Source organism: Nonomuraea sp. NPDC049400 (assembly GCF_044466425.1).
In the GTDB taxonomy this organism is placed as follows: domain Bacteria; phylum Actinomycetota; class Actinomycetes; order Streptosporangiales; family Streptosporangiaceae; genus Nonomuraea.
In genome coordinates this window covers 418,886-437,893 of record NZ_JBITMP010000002.1, presented here as the reverse complement: position 1 = coordinate 437,893, position 19,008 = coordinate 418,886, and the positions used below count along the sequence as shown (strand labels likewise).

Here is a 19,008-nt window from a genome sequence, read left to right as displayed (position 1 = left end):
CGGTCAGTATCCCTCACCTCAGGCGCCAGGGCAGGCGGACGGTGATGAACTCGTTGTTGTCCGGCTGGCCCGGCGTGCGTCCCGACGAGAACGGGAAGTTGTTGTCGTTGAGGATCCCGATCGTGCGGTCGTTCAGGATGACGACGTCCTCGATGGTCTGGAACGGGAAGCGGAACGTCTTGCCGAACCCGCCGAGCCCCTTGGGGTTGGCCAGGTTCAGCAGGTCGGCGGCCAGGGTCTTGTCCAGCGCGCCGTCGTGGTCGCGGTCGCGGCTGTCGGCGAGGTAGACGCGCTTGAGCGCGGCGGCGTCGCCCTGGTTGCCGTCCCGCTCGATGATCAGGAAGCGGTGGTCGTCCACCGCGATGGCGTCGCCGATCGCGTTGGCCGGGCTGTCCAGCCGGTACGTCCAGCGCTTGCCGGTGTAGGCGCGCTTGCGGACGTCGAACTCGTTCATCCGCAGCGTGCCCGCGGGGTCCCCGCTGACCGTCCCCTCCAGCAGCGGATACAGCCGCCGCCCGTCCGCGGAGCGGGCCATGCCCTCGAAGCCCTTGCTGCCGGCCAGGTTGGGGGTCGCGCCGTTCAGCGTCGGGTTCTCCGGCGCCTTGACGCCGGGCAGCTCGATCGGCGCCTCCAGCAGCGTGCCGCGCGCCGAGAAGTGCAGCAGGAACGGGCCGAACTCGTCGCCGAGCCAGTACGTGCCGTCGTCCGCCCGCACGATCGACTCCACGTCGAAGTCGGCGCCGGTGAGCACCCGATCCGCCCTGGTCAGCGGCCAGGACACCCGCTTGTCCGGGTCGGACAGGTTGAAGCCGCCCAGCACCCGCACGGTGCCCGCCCGGAAGTCCGGCTTGATGCGGTGCACGCGCAGCAGGAAGTCGGCGCTGTTGTTCTTGGCGCCGAACCCGTTGTCGGACAGCACGTCGAAGGTGCCGTCACCGCGCCGGACGATGCCGCTGAACCCCTGGACCGGCTGGCCGGAGAAGGGCGGGGTGACCCCGTTGACGGGGGCCGTACCGAGCTGCGAGCCGGACGGCTCGCTGCCGGGTACGAAAGTCTGCGCCGGGAGCGAGGCGAACCCGGTCAGCGTGGCCTGGCCCGCGCCCTCCGGCTCGGCGGCGGCGTAGGAGGCGGGACCGGCCGCGGCGGCGAGGCCCATGGCCAGCACGGCGGCACCCACCGCCATTGGGATGCGTTTCATGCCGGGCAGGCTAGAGGTGTCACATGACGCGATTGCCAACACAACGTGCACACATCGTTCACCTTCGGCCGTCCGGCCGGCCCCGGTGCGCGCAGTCGTGCTGGAGCAGGTAGATCGCATGTCACGGGCATACCCCGGGCCGCGACCATGCGATCTACCGTACGGGCGTCGTCTCTGCCCCGGTGGAGTTTGTGGCCCTATGATCAGAGACACCCACATCCGCCCCCGCCCAGGAGTCTTGTGCCGGACATCCAGCCCCTCAGGCCCGGAGATCCCAGGTCCGTGGACCGGTACCGGATCACGGGCCGCATCGGCGAGGGCGGACAGGGGACGGTCTACCTGGGGGTCGACAACGACGACGACCAGCAAGTGGCGATCAAGGTAATGACGTCGGTCGACGCCTCCGACACCGAGTCCCGGCTGCGTTTCCAGCGGGAGATCGAGGTCGCGTCCAAGGTGGCCTCATTCTGCACGGTGCGCGTGCTGGGACACGGGGTCTACGACGACCGGCTCTACATGGTCAGCGAGTACATCGCGGGCGAGTCGCTCCAGCAGCACGTCCTCGCCCGGGGGTCGCTGGAGGCCTCGGCGCTCACCCGGCTCGCCGTCAACACCTCCACGGCGCTGGTGTCCATCCACAACGCCGGGATCGTCCACCGGGACTTCAAACCCAGCAACGTCCTGCTCGGCTCGGACGGCCCCTATGTGATCGACTTCGGCGTGGCACGGGCGTTCGGCGACAAGACCGTGACGGTCACGGGGGTCCTGGGCACGCCCGCCTACATGTCTCCCGAGCAGCTCGCGGGCGAGCGGGTGACCCCGGCCTCCGACATGTTCAGCTGGGGCCTGACGATGACCTTCGCGGCGCTGGGGCGGCCGCTGTTCAGCGGCAACACCATCGCGGCCATGGCCATCACCCTGCGCCAGGACGAGATCGACCTCAGCGAGATCGCCGAGCCGCTGCGCTCGATCATCGCCTCCTGCCTGGTGCGTCAGGCCGAGTCACGGCCGACCGCGCGTGAGGTGCTCAACGTCCTGATCGCGGGCGATCAGCCGCAGTCGTGGCCTGCCGTACGCGAGGCGTCCACTCCCCCGATCACGCCCCCGGCACAGCCCGGTCCGGGCGATCAGCCGCAACCGTGGCCCGCCGAACGCGAGACGTCCGCCCCCGTGATCTCGCCCTTCGCGCCGCCCGATTCGGTCCCCGGCGCCGTCCGGCCCGCCCCTGCGGCGTTCCCCGATTCGATCCCCGGTGCCGTCCGGCCCGCCCCTGCGGCCTTCCCGGACCCGATCTCGCAACCCACCGGCGCCGCGCCGCCGACCTTGCGTTCCCGCAAGCGGGTGGGGCGGCTGGCCATCGCAGGCGCGGTGCTGGTGGCGCTGACCGGGGCGGGCGTGGTGCTGGTGCCCCGGTTGGTCTCGGGTCCGCCGGCGCCGCCCGGTTCCACGCAGGTCGCCACCGGGTTCGGCGCCCCGATCGGCTGGCACCCCACGGGTCACTTCGCGGCGGTCACCGCCGTCGCCACGGCCGAGGTCGCCGGGCGCGTGGTCACGGTGACCGCCAGCGAGGACGGGACGGTCCGGCAGTGGGACGCGCGTACCGCGCAGCCGATCGGCGCACCGATGCCGGGTCACGGCGACTGGGTGCGCGCGGTGGCGACCACCACCGTGAACGGCAAGCCCGTCGCGGTCACCGGCAGCGACGACAAGACCGTACGCATGTGGGACCTCACCACCGGCCGCCCCATCGGCGCCCCGCTCACCGGCCACACCGGCGCCGTACTCGCCGTCGCCACGACCACCGTGAACGGCAAGCCCGTCGCGGTCACCGGCAGCGACGACAAGACCGTACGCATGTGGGACCTCACCACCGGCCGCCCCATCGGCGCCCCGCTCACCGGCCACACCGGCGCCGTGCTCGCCGTAGCGACGGCCGCCGTGAAGGGCAAGCCGGTCGCGGTGAGCGCGGGCAAGGACCGGGTGCTGCGGTTCTGGGATCTGCAGACCGGCAAGCCCGCGGGCGCGGCCAGGGCCGGGCACACCGACTGGGTGCGGGCACTGGCCGTCACGCCGGACGCGGTCGTCTCCGCCTCCGACGACAGGACGGTCAAGGTCTGGGACCTTGCCTCCGACCGGGTCGTCACGATCCGTGACGTGCCCGATGTCGTGATCTCGCTCGCGGCGATCAAGACGGGAACGTCCTGGACGCTGCTGGGCGCGGGCCGTGACGGTGTGATCCGTGGCTGGGACACCGCCGGCAAGCCGGTGGGCACCCCGCTCACCGGGCACACCGGATACGTCATGGCCGTGACGGCGGCCGTGGTCGACGGCGCCCCGCTCGCGTTCTCCGGCGGCGCGGACAAATCCATGCGGGCGTGGGACCTGAGCAAGTGGAGCGCCTCCGCCATGGCCGCGGGCACTCCCGGTCATTCCGCCGCGGTCAAGGCGGTCGCGCTGGCCACCGTGGGCGGCAGGCCGGTGACCGTCTCCGGCGGGGCGGACAAGACCGTCAGGATGTGGGACCCGTTGACCGGGAAGGCCATCGGCACCCCACTGCTCGGGCACGCCGACCAGATCATGGCGATGGCCGCCGGCACCGTGGGCGGCAACCCGGTGGCCGTCAGCGGCGACGCGGGCGGAGTCCTGCGGACGTGGCGGCTGGACACGGGGGCGGCGCTGGGCAAGCCGCTCACCGGCCACCGGGGCAGCGTCAACGCCGTCACGCTCATCGGCGACGTCATCGTCTCCGGCGGCGCCGACGGCCGCCTGCACCGGTGGAACGCCGGCACGGGGGCTCCACTCGGGCCGCCCCTGTCCGGGCACCGCAAGCCGATCAGGGCGCTGGCCTCCGCGATCGTGAACGGCAGGCCCGTGGCGATCTCCGCGAGCGAGGACCGTGAGCTGCGGTTGTGGGACATCGCCGCCGGCAAGCAGATCGGCGCCCCGCTCACCGGCCACCAGGGCGTCGTGCTCGCGGTGGCCACCGCCGTGGTCGACGGCCGTCCCGTCGCGGTGTCGGCGGGCGAGGACCGTACGGTGCGCCGCTGGGACCTGATCACGGGAACGGCCATCGGCACCCCGCTTACCGGGCACACCGACTGGGTTCGCGCGCTGTCGGCGGTCGGCGGGCGGGTGGTCTCGGCAGGTGACGACCGGTCGCTGCGCGTGTGGGACCTGCGCACCGGCAAGGCGGTCGGCAAGCCGATCAGGGGGCATGCCGGTCCCGTGTACGCGCTGGCCGCCGGCCAGGCAGGCGGCACGACGGTCGCGGTCTCCGCCGGCGCGGACTGGACCGTACGCGCCTGGAACATTCTCGGCGGGTGACTACCGGACCGTGTCCAGCGAGTTCCCCGTCCCGTTCTTCTTGACGTATTCGCGTGCCCGGTCGGCCTTGATGGCCTCGCTCAGCGCGCGGGTCTTGCGGTTGTCCAGGTAGACGACGCTCTGCGCGCCCTCCATGCCGGTTCCGCGGGTCGGCATCGTGAAATAGTCGGACGCGTCCAGCTCCGCCAGGTCGATGAGGCGGCTGCGGAGCATCTGCAGAGTCACGCCGTCGTCGACGGTGGTCGCCTTGGTGATCGAGCGGAGCAGCCCGTCGACCTTCGCGGGGTTGGTCAGGGTGCCGGCGCTCAGCGTCCGGTCGGACAGGGCCTTCAGCAGCGCCTGCTGGCGCTTGATCCGGTCGAAGTCCCCGCCGGGGAGGTTGTAGCGCTGCCGGACGAACAGCAGGGCCTGCTCGCCGTTGAGGTGGTGGCGGCCCGCCGTCCAGGTGGTGCCGGTGTTCGTGTCGCGCACGGTCTTGGCCACCTCGACGTCCACCCCGTCGACCGCGTCGACGGCTGCGGCGAACCCCTTGAAGTCGATCGCGGCGTAGTGGTCGATGCGGATGCCGGTGAGCGACTCAATGGTCTTGATCAGCAGGGCGGGTCCACCCCAGGAGAAGGCGGCGTTGATCTTGGCGCGGCCTCGGCCGGGGATGGGCACCCAGGAGTCCCGGGGGATCGACACGACGGCGACGTGTTTCCGGTCCTCGGAGAGGTGGGCCAGCATGATCGTGTCGGTGCGCTGCGAGCCGGGCACCCAGAGCACCCCTTTGGCGCCGTCTCCCGTGGTGGCGGCCTCGGACCTGCGGTCGCTGCCCACCAGGAGCCACGTCTCTCCGTGGCCGGGCTTGGGCTGCGGGCGCTGCTTCTCCTCCTCCTGGGAGGTGGGCAGGGCCGCGGGTAACCGCACGATGTCGCTGTCGAGGCTGGACTGGTAGATGAAGAGCCCGCCGGCGCCGAGCGTCCCCAGCAGCACCAGGGAGGCCAGGGATATCCACAACAGGCGACGTAAGCGGCGCATCCCTCGATACCTCCCGAGATCGATTAGTGGACTTTATGCTAATTGCCGGGCAACGCCTTCCCGTTGAGGTAGCCGAGCCAGCGCTGCTCGATCTCGCGGTAGCGCCCCCCGGTGATCGCGTCCAGCGCCGACAGCTGGGTGACGTGCAACGAGTGGTAACTCCAGCGGGCGGGGTTGGGCGCCGTCGCGGGCGTCCGGGTGTAGTGGAGGAGGTCGTAGGTGGTCCGGTACGACAGGTCGTACAGCGGCAGGATCCTGTCGAGGGTCTTGAGCCCCTGCTGGAACATCTCCTTCGCGGCCTTGTCGCCCATGAGCTCGCCGACGTCGTGCACGCCGATCAGGGCGAACAGGTAGCCGTTGAGCACATGCGTCGGGGTCGGCGTCGGGTACTCCTCGAACCAGTCGAAGCGGCCCTCGAACCGGCGGAGCACGCCGCCGTCCTCCACCTTGGTCCGCAGGGGGCCGAGCGCCCGCAACGCGGCGTCGCCGTAGCGCGACTCACGCGTCTTGTCGTACATCTTGGCGAGGAACGCCGCCCCGATGCCCTGGGCCATCCCCGAATACCAGCCGGCGCGCAGCTCGCCGGCCAGCCCTTCGCGATAGGAGTAGTCGAAGGGCACGGGCCAGCCGCCCTTGGCGTCCTGGTGCTCCAGCAGCCAGCGGGCCACGGTCTCCGCCTTGGGCCGGTATTTCTCGTCACCCGTGGCGACCCACTTGCTGTAATTCTCCATGCCGTATTGGACGACCTCGACCGGATACTGGAAGGTGCCGAAATCGTAGGTGCTCGCCGGGATCCCGTCCGGCCCGATGGAGATGCGCCGCCAGGTGGTGACGTCCACGCCGGCGAAGTGCAGCCAGGGCCCGCGCGGGTCGTGCTGCTTGATGAGAGGGGTCTCGTCCTCGAAATACTCGGCACGGACGACACCGTCGGCGCCCGTGGAAACGGTCACTTCCAGTCGTTTCGCCAGCGCGTCGAGCGGCACGTAGAGCTCGTCGTCGACCCGCAGCCCCGGCACGGTCTCGTCGAGGAGCCCGACGGGCACCTGTGTCGCCTCGACCGCCGTGGGCGGCCTCCCCGCGCCGGAAGGCGCTGACGAGGTGCAACCGATGAGGGCGCACAAGGCGATCACCAGGACGATGAACTTACGCATGACAGGCACCTTGATTACCGCCCTTAACGGTTATTTCGAGAAATGGTAATGTCGGGCCTTCACTGATCATCGCCCAGGGGTCCCTTCCCATATGAACCATGATCGCGTCCATTGTGCCTATAACGGGATAGATGTCGACCCCGAAACGCAGGCACTGACCAGGAACAGGCTGCACTGGCTCCTGGATCACCTCCCCGGGGGTCGCGTCCTCGACCTGGGCTGCTCCCAGGGGACGCTGTCCATCCTCGCCGCCCGCCGAGGCGACCAGGTGACCGGCGTCGACCTGGAGGAAGAGGCCATCGCCTTCGCCGCGAGACTGGCCGCCGAGCTGCCCGCCGACGTGGCCGCCAGGCTGGCCTTCCTGCGGGGCGACGGCGAACGCCTCGGCTTCCCGGACGGCTGCTTCGACTCGGCGGTCGCCGGAGAGCTGCTCGAGCACGTGGCGGACCCCGGCGTGATCCTGACCGAGCTCCACCGGGTCCTGGCGCCCGGCGGGACGCTCCTGCTCTCCGTGCCCCATGGGCTGATGCCGCACCACGACCATCGCCGTACGTTCTACCGCGCCGGCTTCCGCCGCCTGATCGACCCCCTGTTCGAGGTCCACGAGCTGACCGTCCTGGGCCGGCACATCGCCGCGGTGGCCGTACGGCGGGATGAGCCGCGGGGTGTCCCCGCCTACCTGCTCAGCCCGGAGGAGGCGGACTTCCTCCAGCGCGAGGAACACCTGGAGCAGCGGTTACAGAGCGTCCGCGACAAGCTGGAGCGGGCCAACCGCCTCTACCGCGACGTCACCGCGGCCAACGCCGAACTGAAGGCGCAGATCGGCGAGAGCAGGACAAGACAGCACGTCCTCGATGAGTTGTCGGCGCTCCAGGACACCGTGCGCCGCATGTCGTTCAGCATCGCGGACGGGGCCGCCACGGAACGGGCCGGGCTGCAGGAGCAGCTCCACGCGCTGACCGAGGAGCGTGACCGGCTGCGGGCGGGCATCCGCGCGGCGGAGAGCGAGGCCGGCCTGCTCCGCGAGGCGGCCGCCGCCGCCGAAGCGGAGCGGCACAAGCTCCTGGAGTTGATTCAGCAGCTGAGCGCCGGCCTGGAGACGGTCCGCGAGACGGCCGAGGCGGTGACCGCCCAGCGGGACGAGCTGCGCGCTCTCGTCCGGGCCCAGGCCGAGGACCTGCGAACGGCCGAGGCCGCCCACGGCGACGCCCTGAGGTCTGCCGAGGCCGCCCACGGCGAGGCACTGAGGGCCGCCGAGGCCGCGCACGCGGAGAATCTGAGAGCGGCCGGGGCTGCGCACGCGGAGGACCTGCGGGCAGCCGAGGCCGCACACGCGGAGGACGTGCGGGGCCTGCGCGAGCACGTCGCCACGCTCGAGGAGGAGCTCCAGACGGAGCGGGCGGGCCTGACCAGGCTCCGCACGGTCTACAACGGCGAGCGGCACCGGCACGAACTCACCCAGCAGCGCCTGAACAAGCTCGTCACGGTCGAGTCCAAGCTCCGGCAGGAGAACGAGCGGCTGCGGACCAAGCTGGAGACGGTGACCGGCCGGCTGGCGGACTACCGTGAGCAGGTCAACAGGATCCGCTCCTCGCGGGCCTGGCGCGTGTTGTCCGTCTACCGGCGGTTACGCCGCCCCGGGCGGTCCGACCCGGCGCAGCCCGGCCCGAAGGCCGGCCCCGCGCCCTCCCCCGCCGCCCCGGCCCGTGCGGACGTCACACGGCCGTCCCCACCGTCCGCCCCCGCCCCGGCGCCACAGCCACGGCCACGGCCGGCCGCGGTCGCACCGGTGCCGGTGGAGGAGGTCAGGATCGGGCTGCACGAGTGGATCGAACGCGCCAGGGCGGCCGAAGGCGACGAGGTGGTGCTGATGTTCTCGGGCACGACCTTCGTGCAGGAGGCCCGGGGCAACAGGCCCATCCGCCTCACGCGCGTCTACCTCGGCCGCGACTGCCCGGTCTTCTTCAACTACTACCGCTGGCGCGACACGGACCCGCTGCCCTCGCACCCCGATCCGCTGCTGTTCCAGAGCCCGATCGACATCACGCCCAAGCTGCTCGACGAGGTGCTGAGCGCCGACTTCGGCGGCAAGCGGAAGCTGCTGTTCGCCTCGTTCCCGCACGAGGCGATGGTGCGGACGCTGACCCACGCCGCCTCGCACGGCTGGGTGACGATCTACGACGCCCGCGACGACTGGGAGGAGTTCGCCAAGATCGGCATGGCGAAGTGGTACCACCCCGGTTACGAGCGCTACCTCGTCGCGCACGCCGACGTGGTCACCGCGGTCTCCGCGCCGCTGGCAAGGAAGATGGAGACCCTGGGTGGCCGCAAGGTGAGCGTCAACGCCAACGCCCTGGATCCGGCCTTCCCCGCCCCCACGGCTCCGCGCCGGCCGGACGCCGCCACGATCGGCTACTTCGGGCACCTGACCGACAAGTGGTTCGACTGGGACCTGTTGATCCGCGCCGCCAAGACCTATCCGCACTACACCTTCGAGCTGGCCGGGCATCAGAACCCCGACCTGAGACTGCCGGAGAACGTGCACCTGCTCGGGCTGCTCGGCCATCGGGAGCTGGCCGAGCTCAGCGCCGGGTGGGCGCTGGCGCTGATCCCGTTCAGGAACGGCGCGCTGGCCGACGCGGTGGACCCGATCAAGGTCTACGAGTACCTCCATCTCGGCCTGCCGGTGCTGAGCACCTACTTCCCGCAGTGCGTGGACTATCCGGGGGTACGGGTCACCGAGTCGGCGGCGGAGTTCGTCACCGCCATACCCCAGGTCGCGGGCTCGGCCCTCGACGTCGGCGAGATCCGTTCCTGGCTCGCGCGCAACACCTGGGAGTGCCGGGTGGACGCGTACTCGGAGCTGGCCGAGCAGGTCGTGCGGAAGGGCCGCGAGGGCCTGCTGACGCTGCTGGAGTGCCGATGAAGGTGCTGTTCTGCTACCGCTACGGCGTGATCGGCGGGGTGTCCACCCAGCTGCTCAACCGGTACACGCACTTCTCGGCCGAGTTCGAGATCGGCATTCTGTACGAGGCGGACCACGGCATGGTCGCCCACTTCCCCCCGGGAGTGGCCCGGGTGACGGCCACCGACGAGGCCCGCGAGGCCGCCATCAGGGATGCGGCCCCGGACGTCCTCGTCGTGATCGACAGCCCCAGCTTCCTGTCCGCGTGGCAGCGCGCGGGCTCCCCCGGGTCCTTGATCCTCGAGGTGCACACGACCACCGCCAACCTCTCCTACCTGGGCGAGCTCGCGATCCGCCCCGACCACATCGTGACCGTGAGCGAGTACATGCGGGAGAAGCTGGGGGCCTTGGGACTGTCCCCGATCAGCGTGGTCCCCAACTGCCTGGACGAGCGCTGGTACGCCGAGACCGTGCCGCCCGCGCTGGGCTCCACGCCGGTGGCCTGGATCGGCAAGCTCGACGGGCACAAACGCTGGCGGGCCGCCGCCGACCTGCTCGACCGGATCGCGGCGGCGAGCCCCGGCGTCACGCCGCTGATCGTCGGCGGGTACACCGCCCCGGCCGGCGAGGTGTCCGCGCTGACCACCAAGCTCGCCACCTCACCCGCCCTCGGCTCGGCCCGCTGGCTGCCGCGCCTCGACTACGACCGGATGCCCGCCCTGTACTCCGCCGTCGCGGCGAACGGCGGGCTGACCGTCTCGACGACGACCGACGAGTCGTTCGGCATGTCGGTCGCCGAGGCGCTGGTGCGGGGATGCCCGGTGATCGCGCCCGCGGTGGGCGCGCTCCCCGAGATCCTCCCGAAGGAGGCGCTCTACCCGCCGGGAGACTGGGCGGCCGCCGCGGGCAAGGCACTCCGGGCGCTGTCGGATGCCGGCTTCCGCACCGCCCTGATGAGCACCGCCCAGGTCGTCAAGGAGCGCACGCACACGGAATACGCGCTGGCCGCCTTCCGCAATGTGCTTCAGCGCAGCGCGAAGTCGTCGAAGGTGGCCTGACCCGGCGCGGTCAGCACCAGGCCGAAGCTGATCCCCGCGGCGTCCGCGAGCGGAGGCGCCCAGGTGGCCTGCCGCCAGGTCGGCGTGGCGGGGAAGACGGGGCCGTCGCTCCAGCGCGACCACACCCCGTCACCTGTCCGCTTGCTGAGCGTGAACCGTACCGGCGCGGTCGAGGTGTACCAGACCGACAGGCGGCCCGCCTTGGGCGCGCACTCGCCGTCGTCCTGCTTGATCGCCAGCCTGAGCTGCCCCGGGTCGCCCCCGGTCACCTGGATGCGGCCGGCCCACCGCCCGGTGTGCGCGTTCGGCACGCGGCTGAACGTGGCCGCCGGAGATCTTCCGTCCAGCTGCCAGCAGTCCGGGAGCCCCTCCTTGCCGAAATAGTTCTCCAGCGAGGCGTTCATCACGATCGACGGGGGCTTGAGCGGCGGCACGGGCCGCACGTCGCCGCCGATGACGTCGCCGACGGTGCGGACGGGGACCTTCCGCCCCTTCAGCCAGTCGAGGAACTCCGTGAAGATCTTGGGCTTCACCCCCAACGATCCGCAGTTGTCGCAGTAGTCGTGGAAGACGAGGATCGCCCAGCCCTTGCGCTGCTCGGCCGCGATCACGTACTGCTGGATCTGGGGAAGCGTGGCGTTCGCGCCGACCGCCAGCGGCGTGTTGAGGTTGTACGGGTCCCCCGGCGTGGTCTGCTCCGCGGCGGCGCCCGCCCGGCCCCTGCCGCTGCTGTAACCGCACTCCTTCACCGCGGCCTCGGCCGCCGCGTTGACCGCGTGGAAGGGGTAGGCGAACGATCTCGGGGTGAAGCCCATCGCCTCCAGCGCGGACCGGTCGCCGCATATCTCTCTGCGCTGCTCGTCGGGGTGGAGGGCGGGCAGCCTGGCATGCGTACGGGTGTGCCCGCCGATCTCGTGCCCCGCCTGGGACAACTCCGCTATCTGGGTCTGGCTGAGGTAGCCGGGGGCCTGGATCCGGGTGCTGAGGACGTAGAAGGTGCCGGCCATGCCGCGCTTGGTGAGCTCCTGCGCCATCTGTTCCTGACGCTCCAGACCGTCGTCGAAGGTCAGTGAGACCACACCACCCCCGCTCGCCGGCACGGCGCCCGTCGGCCCGGCGCTCGGAGTAGCCTTGGCTCCCTGACCGCTGCATCCGGCGGATAACGCCGCCACGGCGATCGCCACACCCACCATCACCACTCGACGCATTTCCCTCTCCTCCCCGTCAGGGCGCATATCCTCCCATGCGCACCGATCCAGACGCATGCCAGAATCCGCGCTATTTCGGAGCCGGTTCGATCAGCCTGAGGAGATCGAGGCGAGCGCCGGGACGGCGGCTGTGCCGTCGAGGTCTAGAGCGCGGAATCCCGGGCAGTGCCAAGGTCTTCGACGGACTTTCGGGAGAACTCATGAGCGAGGCTGCGGCCATGGCTCGCCGGGCGGCGGACAGCCCAGTCATGGAGAAGCTCGCGCGGGTCGGTCTGGTCTGCCGTGGCGTGCTTTACGGGCTGATCGGCGTGCTGGCGGTCCAGATCGCGCTGGGTCAGGGCGGCCGGGAGGCGGACAAGAGCGGGGCGATCGGCACGGTCGCCGACCTGCCGTTCGGGGCCGTGCTCTTGTGGGTCATGGCCGTCGGTTTCGCCGCGCTGGCCCTGTGGCAGGCGTCCGAGGCGATCTTCGGACACGGCAAGGTCGTGGAACGGGTGGAGGCGGGCTGCCGGGTCGTGGTGTACGTGTTCGTGTGCACCGCGCTGCTGACCCTGCTGCTGGGCGGCAAGAGCAAGTCCGATGACAAAACGTCCCACGACCTGACGGCCAAGCTGCTCGACCTGCCCGCCGGGCAGCTGATCGTGGGCGCGATCGGGCTCGGCATCGTCGCACTCGGCGTCTATTGGGTGCGGTGCGGCCTCAAGAAGGAGTTCCGCAAGGAGCTGCGGCCGATGTCGCCCCGGGCCCACATGGTGATGGACCGGCTCGGGCTCGCCGGCTACCTGGCACGCGGGATGATCGCCGGTCTGGCCGGGGTCTTCGTGGTCCAGGCGGCCGTCACGTTCGACTCCGACAAGGCCGGCGGCATCGATGCGACGCTCAGGGCGTTCGCGGACACCCCGGCGGGGCCGTGGCTGCTGGTGGTCGTGGCGCTCGGGCTGCTGCTGTTCGCCGGGTACTGCTTCGGAGAGGCGCGCTGGCGGCGTACATGAGACTCGACGACTGGTTCCTCACCGGCGAGGAGCGCGGCAACGGCTCGACCAAGCTGGCGCCCTGGACGGAGGGGAACCTGGTGCGCCCGCTCATCCACGGCGCGGCCTACTTCGGCGAGCTCAGCACATGCCTGGCCGGCCTCGGCAAGGACGACCTGCTGCTGTTCGCCGACTGGCGCGGCGACCCCGACGAGCGGCTCACGCCGGACGGTCCCGAGGTGGCGGCCGCGATGGCGGGCGCGGCCGAGAGGGGCGCGCTGGTCAGGGGCCTCATCTGGCGCTCGCACCTGGACTTCCTGCGCTTCAGTTCGGCCGAGAACCGGCACCTCGGCGAGGACATCGAGGCGGCGGGCGGCCAGGCGCTGCTCGACACCCGGGTACGGCACGGCGGCTCGCACCACCAGAAGTTCGTCGTCCTGCGCCATGACCGCGACCCCGGCAGGGACGTGGCGTTCGTCGGCGGCATCGACCTGTGCCACAGCCGCCGTGACGACGCCGAGCATCTGGGCGACCCGCAGGTGGCGCCGATGCCCGCCGCCTACGGCGAGCGACCTCCGTGGCACGACGCCCAGGTGGCCATCAGCGGCCCGGCCGTGGCCGAGGTGGAGAAGGTCTTCTGCGAGCGCTGGGAGGATCCGGCGCCCGAGACCCGCCAGCCGTTCAGGCGGCTGCGCGACCGCCTGTCCCGCATGGCCGACGTGCCGCCGCTGCCGGAGCCGGGCCCGCCGCCGCGGCCCGCGGGCCGGCATGCCGTGCAGCTGCTGACCACGTATCCGCACCTGCCCCGCGCCCTTCCGTTCGCGCCGGAGGGTGAGCGCAGCGTGGCCAGGGCGTACCACAAGGTGCTGGGCCGGGCGCGGTCGCTGGTCTACCTGGAGGACCAGTACCTCTGGTCCACGGAGGTGATCGAGCCGTTCGCCCGTGCGCTGGAGCGCGAGCCGGGACTACACATGATCATCGTGGTGCCACGCCATCCCGACCAGGACGGCTGGCTGGCGGGCCCGGCCAGCCTCATCGGCAGGGCGGAGGCGCTGTCCAGGCTGATGCGGGCCGGGAACGGGCGGGTCGCGATCTACGACCTGGAGAACCACTGGGGCACGCCGGTGTACGTGCACGCCAAGGTCTGCGTGGTCGACGACGTGTGGGCGGCTGTCGGCTCCGACAACGTCAACCTCCGCTCATGGACGTTCGACTCCGAGCTGAGCTGCGCCGTGCTGGACGAGGAGCCCGATCCGCGCCCGCCCGCCGGGGCACGCAGGTTCGCCAGGGAACTCCGGCTGGCGCTCGCCGCCGAGCATCTGGACCGCGACCCCGGCGGCGACGTGGCCGATCTGTGCGACCCCAGGGGCGCGTTCGAGGCGTTCGCCGAGTCGGCCGCGAGGCTGGAGTCCTGGCACCGCGGCGGCCGCCGGGGCCCGCGCCCGCCCGGCCGGCTGCGCCCGCACCCGCATCCGGAGCTCGGCCGCATCCGCCGGGCGATGGCGCTGCCGTTGTACCGGATGGTCATCGACCCGGACGGGCGGCCGCCACGGCTACACCGATCGAACGAGTTCTGAGGCCGAGGTCCGGATCGGCTGCCGCGCTATCGCCCGGGCGACCGTCACGACACAGGCGGCACCGAGCAGCAGCCCCCAGGCGACGTCGGTGAGGAAGTGCATGCCGCGGTACAGGCGGGAGAAGGCGACCGCGAGCGGGGCGGCGATCCCGAGCGCCCAGATCACCACCTGGAGCGCCCTGCTGCGGACGTGTGTGGTCAGGACGAGGGCGACGCCGCAGTAGAAGGCGACGGCGGCGCTGACGTGTCCCGACGGGAAGCTGGAGGTGGGCGGGGCGGGGTCGAGGTGCCGTACGGGAGGCCGGTGCCGCCCGACGGCCTCGGTGACGGTCAGGAAGATGAGCGACTGGCTCCAGACGGCCGCGACCAGGAAGATCGATTCGAGCCAGCGCTTGTACACGAGTCTGAAGCCGATCGCGGCCGCCGCGGTGAGCACCGCGATGTACGGGGTGTCCGACAGGCTGCTGCCGAAGTCGGTGAGCACGTTCCATGACGAGGTGCGGCCGGCGGCCAGGGCGCGGTTCACCGCCGCCTCGCCGATGGGCAGGGCGAGGATCAGCCTCCCTGCGCCGTACGTCATCCCGGCCAGCAGCAGCAAAGGTAACAAGAGCGTCAACGCGTAATGCTTCACCAGCTCAGTTCTGGCCATGCGTGGCCCCCACCGACTCGGGTTCGACCCCTTCCGCCAGCGGCGAGGCGGGCCTGCGGCCCTCGTCGCGCCGCCACGTCTCGAATCCCGCCGCGGTGGCGGCGATCACCGCCACCCCCAGGACGATGCCCGCGGCCACGTCGCTCACCCAGTGCACGCCCAGCGCGACCCTGGTGTAGCCGACCGACAGCACGAGGAACCAGGCGACCGCCCAGGCCACGCGCCTCCCCCACCGGGGCAGCCTGGGCAGCATGAGCAGGACGATCACTCCCGCGCCGAGCGTCACGTTGACCGCGTGGCCCGACGGGAAGGCGTCGCCCGGGGCGAGCGCGACGGGATCGGGCAGATGCGGCCTGGCCCGGGCGACGATGATCTTGAGCGCGAGGCCGAGCAGCCCGCCCACGGTCACGGTGGTGACCGCCCAGATGGCCGGTCGCGGCGCTCCCCTGCACAGCAGCCAGGCGGCGTACGCGATGACCGCGATCCGCCATGGCCAGGGCCCGAACACGTCCGTCCACACGATGAGCAATCGCGTCACCTCCGGGTGAGCGAGCGCGTATTGGTGCAGTTCATCGGCGACCTGTGCGTCCAGCTCGTTGACCGGCAGCTTAGCCACGACGAGCAGCAGGCTGAACGGGATCATGACGAGCACCGCCGCCAGGGAGGCGATCGCCAGCCGCAGCCCCAGCCGCCTTTCCTCGTTGCGCATTCCACGCGTGCTACCCGGGAAGGAGGAGCTGATTCCTCGGCCTGAACGACGGCGCCGAGGGTAGTCCGTGGCACATGTCCCCCACCGTGGCGGTCGTCGCGCACCGCAAGAAGACACTCGGCGCAGGTCTGGACAGGCTGCGTGTGCTCATCACCGAGCAGGACGTGGGCGATCTCCTCTGGTACGAGGTGGGAAAGAGCAGGAAAGCGCCCAAGAAGGTCCGCCGGGCGCTGGAGGAGGGCGCCGGGCTGGTGTTCGTCTGGGGCGGTGACGGCATGGTGCAACGCTGCGCCGACGTGCTGGCCGGCTCGGGCGTGCCGATGGCCATCCTCCCGGCGGGCACCGGAAACCTGTTCGCCACGAACGTCGGCATCCCCGCCGACCTCGAGGAGGCGGTGCGGATCGGCTTCCACGGCCGCCGGGAGCGGCTCGACCTGGGGATGCTGAACGGCGAGCACTTCGCGGTGATGGCCGGGGCGGGGTTCGAGGCCGAGATGATCGCCGACGTCGACGGGCAGGCCAAGGAACGCCTCGGCAAGCTGAGCTACGTCAAGGCGGCCGTCCGGCACGTCGGCGGACCGCTGGTGCCGATGAAGATCAAGATTGACGGAACGGCCTGGTTCGAGGGAGACGCGAGCTGCCTGCTGCTGGGCAACGTGAGCACGATCGCCGGCGGCATCGAGGCGTTCGACGACGCCCGCCCGGACGACGGCTGGCTGGAAGTGGGTGTCTCCACCGCCAAGGGCCCGGTCCAGTGGGGGCGGGTGCTCGGCAGGATGTCCGCGGGACGTTCCGACGGCTCACCGCTCGTCCGGATCTCCCGCGCCAGGAAGGTGTCCGCCCGGTTCGGCGCTCCGCTGACGTACGAGCTGGACGGCGGAGAGCGCGGGCGCACGAGCCGGCTCAAGGCCGAGGTCGTCCCGGGCGGGCTCATGATCTGCCTTCCGCCGGACGGTCAGCCCTGACCGGTCAGCCCATCTGCCGTCCACCGGACGGTCAGCCCCGACCGGTCAGCCCATCGGCTTGGCGCGGTGTTCCAGGAGGAGCAGCGCGATGTCGTCGGCGCGCTGGCTCGTGTGCGGAGCGTGCTCGAGGAGCGTTCTGCCGAGCTGCTGGAGCTCCTGTGGGTCGTGCGTCAGGTGGCCGGCCAGGTTGCCGATGGCGTGGTCCAGGTCGATGCCGGGCGTCTCGACGAGGCCGTCGGTGTAGAGGGCGAGCAGGGCGCCTGGCGGAAAGGGCACCTGCAGGGTGGGGTAGTCGGCGTCGGGGTCGACGCCGAGCACCAGGCCGACCGGCACGTCGATGATCTCGGCGGGCATGTTGGGCGGCCGCAGCAGCGGCGGAGGGTGCCCGGCACTGGCCGCGCGGAGCGTGCGCAGCTGCAGATCGATGTAGATGAGCAGGCAGCTGGTGAACAGCTCGGTGTCCACGTCGATGAGCAGGCGGTTGGTGTGCTTGAGCACGTCGCCGGGGCTGGCGCCCGCGACCGCGTTGGCGTGGATGGCGGTGCGCACCTGTCCCATGAGGGCGGCTGCCGTCACGTTGTGGCCCTGGACGTCGCCGATGACCGCGGCTGCCGAGGTGTCGGTCAGGCGGATCAGGTCGTAGAAGTCGCCGCCGATGCCGACGCCGCGGGTGGCGGGCACGTACCAGGCGGCCACGTCGAGGCCCGCGATCTCGGGCAGGCTGCGCGGGAGCAGGGCCTTCTGCAGGGAGTGGGCGAGCCGGTCCTTGCTGTCGTACCGCAGGGCCCGGTCAAGGGCGTGGGCGAGCATTCCCGCCAGGGCGGTGAAGGTGGTGCGCTCCTCGACGGTGAACGGGTGGGGCTCGTCGAAGGCGAGCAGACAGGAGCCGACCCCCTCGTCCTGGACCTCCAGCGGCAGGAACGCCCAGGCGGACATCCCGTCCTGGTCCTCGGCGTGCGGGTACCTCTGCCGCAGTTCGTTCACGTCGGCGAAGAACGCCGGCTCCCCGGTTCGCGCGACGTCCCCGGCGGGCACGTCCGAGGTGATGGGCAGGCCGTCGAGCCGTTCGAGCACGTCCTGGCCGTAGCCGCGCGCGCCCATGACCCGCATCCTGCCGCCCTCGGCCACCAATATCGCCATGGCCTTGACCTTGAACATGGGCATGACATGGTCGGCGACCAGATCGACGATCTCCGGAATACTGAGCACCCGGGTCAGGGCCACCGCCAGCGGGAGGAAACTGTAGAAGACCTCCGCCCGGGTCAGGGCTTCCCGGCCCGATTCGGGTTCGTTCAGGTGAGCCGGGTTGTCCACGTCGAGGGGAGCGACGCGCAAGCTGATACCGGACGGATCCGGATACATGCGGAACTCCACCACGCGGCCGTCGGGACATCGGGTGACGCACGAGGTCATCTGCTGGCCGATCACGGCGGCGCGGCAGCGGTCTTCGAACAGGGGATCCTTCAGCCAGGGCGCCACCTCCCACAACGGCCTGCCCAGCAGGCCCGTGACGTCGCCGTCGAAGAGCTCGGCCGCCGCGGCGCTCACGAACGTGATGCGGCCCTCCAGGTCCAGGACGAGACAGCCCACGTGGATGCGATCGAGATAGCCGCAGACAGCCGACTCGGGATGTTGTTCCGGCGCTGGAGGCGGCGCCGGAGTCAGGACGCGCGGCTCGCCCGTACGGCTCAGCGGGTGCTCGACCGGCCGCTGAAGGATGGCGGCCACCCTGTCGCAGGCCGAAGTGAGGGCCTGCTTCTCGCGGGTGGCCAGCTCGCAGGAGTGCGACTCCGGCCAGAGCAGGACGAGCACGCCACGCAGGGTCGTGCCGGTCATGATGGGAGCGGCGGCGATGGCGAACGCGTACGGCGCGGCGAGCGCGGTCGCGGGGAAACGCCGGGCGAGCTCTTCGTGGTCGGGCACCCAGATCAGCCGGCGCTGACGAGCGGCGGCCGCCACCGGGGTGCCGGCGTTCAGCCTGACCCTTGCCCAGGGCTTGACGAGCTGGGCCGGCATGCCGACCTCCACGTCCATGACCAGGAGCGGTTCGCTGTCCAGCAGGAGGTAGACGACGCCGATGTGGGCTCCGGACTCGCGTACAGCCTGGAGCAGCACCTCATCCATCTCGGACCCATGCCGTGGCATCGGGTATTCCGCCCCATCCTGCGGCAACGGCGCTGCATGCGAAGAAAACCCCATACAACGACCGTAAGAGGGCCGCGGCTGAGGCAAGAGCACGCATTGCCAGATCCTGGCCACCAACTGGGTGGAAAA

13 protein-coding genes are annotated in these 19,008 nt (G+C 71.2%); 6 read left to right on the top strand and 7 right to left on the bottom strand.

The window, feature by feature from the left end:
• Positions 1-13 precede the first annotated feature (13 nt).
• Positions 14-1,198 (bottom strand): esterase-like activity of phytase family protein, encoded by a 1,185-nt coding sequence (locus ACIBVN_RS03800; protein ID WP_397132332.1) that lies wholly within the window; start codon positions 1,196-1,198, stop codon positions 14-16.
• 240 nt (positions 1,199-1,438) lie between these two features.
• On the opposite strand from ACIBVN_RS03800, the gene ACIBVN_RS03795 reads away from it, so the two are divergent.
• A complete protein-coding gene (locus ACIBVN_RS03795) occupies positions 1,439-4,522 on the top strand; it encodes a protein kinase (RefSeq protein ID WP_397132330.1) in 3,084 nt (1,027 codons plus the stop codon).
• Here ACIBVN_RS03795 and ACIBVN_RS03790 read toward each other — a convergent pair whose 3' ends face one another.
• Both ACIBVN_RS03790 and ACIBVN_RS03785 read right to left on the bottom strand, forming a co-directional pair.
• Positions 4,523-5,542, bottom strand: a complete 1,020-nt coding sequence (locus ACIBVN_RS03790; protein WP_397132328.1) for an LCP family protein — start codon at positions 5,540-5,542, stop codon at positions 4,523-4,525. It lies immediately after the preceding gene.
• A 38-nt stretch (positions 5,543-5,580) separates the two neighbouring features.
• Positions 5,581-6,693, bottom strand: a complete 1,113-nt coding sequence (locus ACIBVN_RS03785; RefSeq protein ID WP_397132326.1) for a D-glucuronyl C5-epimerase family protein — start codon at positions 6,691-6,693, stop codon at positions 5,581-5,583.
• A gap of 91 nt (positions 6,694-6,784) precedes the next feature.
• Here ACIBVN_RS03785 and ACIBVN_RS03780 point away from each other — a divergent pair, with 91 nt between their 5' ends.
• On the top strand, positions 6,785-9,619 hold the full coding sequence (locus ACIBVN_RS03780; RefSeq protein ID WP_397132325.1) for a methyltransferase domain-containing protein: 2,835 nt from the start codon (positions 6,785-6,787) through the stop codon (positions 9,617-9,619).
• Complete coding sequence (locus ACIBVN_RS03775; protein ID WP_397132323.1) at positions 9,616-10,656, top strand: glycosyltransferase family 4 protein; 1,041 nt, start codon at positions 9,616-9,618, stop codon at positions 10,654-10,656. The genes ACIBVN_RS03780 and ACIBVN_RS03775 overlap by 4 nt, the downstream gene beginning before the upstream one ends.
• On the opposite strand, the gene ACIBVN_RS03770 is transcribed toward ACIBVN_RS03775, so the two are convergent.
• A complete protein-coding gene (locus tag ACIBVN_RS03770) occupies positions 10,623-11,864 on the bottom strand; it encodes a polysaccharide deacetylase family protein (protein WP_397132321.1) in 1,242 nt (413 codons plus the stop codon). The two genes, ACIBVN_RS03775 and ACIBVN_RS03770, sit on opposite strands and share 34 nt — an antisense overlap.
• Positions 11,865-12,064: 200 nt before the next feature.
• Here ACIBVN_RS03770 and ACIBVN_RS03765 point away from each other — a divergent pair, with 200 nt between their 5' ends.
• Together ACIBVN_RS03765 and ACIBVN_RS03760 are read left to right on the top strand one after the other, a co-directional pair.
• Positions 12,065-12,856 carry a DUF1206 domain-containing protein gene (locus tag ACIBVN_RS03765; RefSeq protein ID WP_397132319.1) on the top strand — a complete coding sequence of 264 codons (792 nt, stop codon included), beginning with the start codon at positions 12,065-12,067 and terminating at the stop codon, positions 12,854-12,856.
• Positions 12,853-14,412, top strand: a complete 1,560-nt coding sequence (locus tag ACIBVN_RS03760) for a phospholipase (RefSeq protein ID WP_397132317.1) — start codon at positions 12,853-12,855, stop codon at positions 14,410-14,412. The genes ACIBVN_RS03765 and ACIBVN_RS03760 overlap by 4 nt, the downstream gene beginning before the upstream one ends.
• Here ACIBVN_RS03760 and ACIBVN_RS03755 read toward each other — a convergent pair.
• Positions 14,389-15,060 (bottom strand): phosphatase PAP2 family protein, encoded by a 672-nt coding sequence (locus ACIBVN_RS03755; protein ID WP_397132315.1) that lies wholly within the window; start codon positions 15,058-15,060, stop codon positions 14,389-14,391. The two genes, ACIBVN_RS03760 and ACIBVN_RS03755, sit on opposite strands and share 24 nt — an antisense overlap.
• On the bottom strand, positions 15,047-15,769 hold the full coding sequence (locus ACIBVN_RS03750; RefSeq protein ID WP_397132313.1) for a phosphatase PAP2 family protein: 723 nt from the start codon (positions 15,767-15,769) through the stop codon (positions 15,047-15,049). The genes ACIBVN_RS03755 and ACIBVN_RS03750 overlap by 14 nt, the downstream gene beginning before the upstream one ends.
• A gap of 74 nt (positions 15,770-15,843) precedes the next feature.
• Between ACIBVN_RS03750 and ACIBVN_RS03745 the strand changes: the two genes are divergently transcribed.
• The gene (locus ACIBVN_RS03745) at positions 15,844-16,734 is read left to right on the top strand and encodes a diacylglycerol/lipid kinase family protein (protein WP_397132311.1); all 891 of its coding nucleotides are present in this window, start codon (positions 15,844-15,846) and stop codon (positions 16,732-16,734) included.
• A gap of 45 nt (positions 16,735-16,779) precedes the next feature.
• On the opposite strand, the gene ACIBVN_RS03740 is transcribed toward ACIBVN_RS03745, so the two are convergent.
• Complete coding sequence (locus tag ACIBVN_RS03740; protein ID WP_397132309.1) at positions 16,780-18,858, bottom strand: SpoIIE family protein phosphatase; 2,079 nt, start codon at positions 18,856-18,858, stop codon at positions 16,780-16,782.
• Between the last annotated feature and the right edge of the window lie 150 nt (positions 18,859-19,008).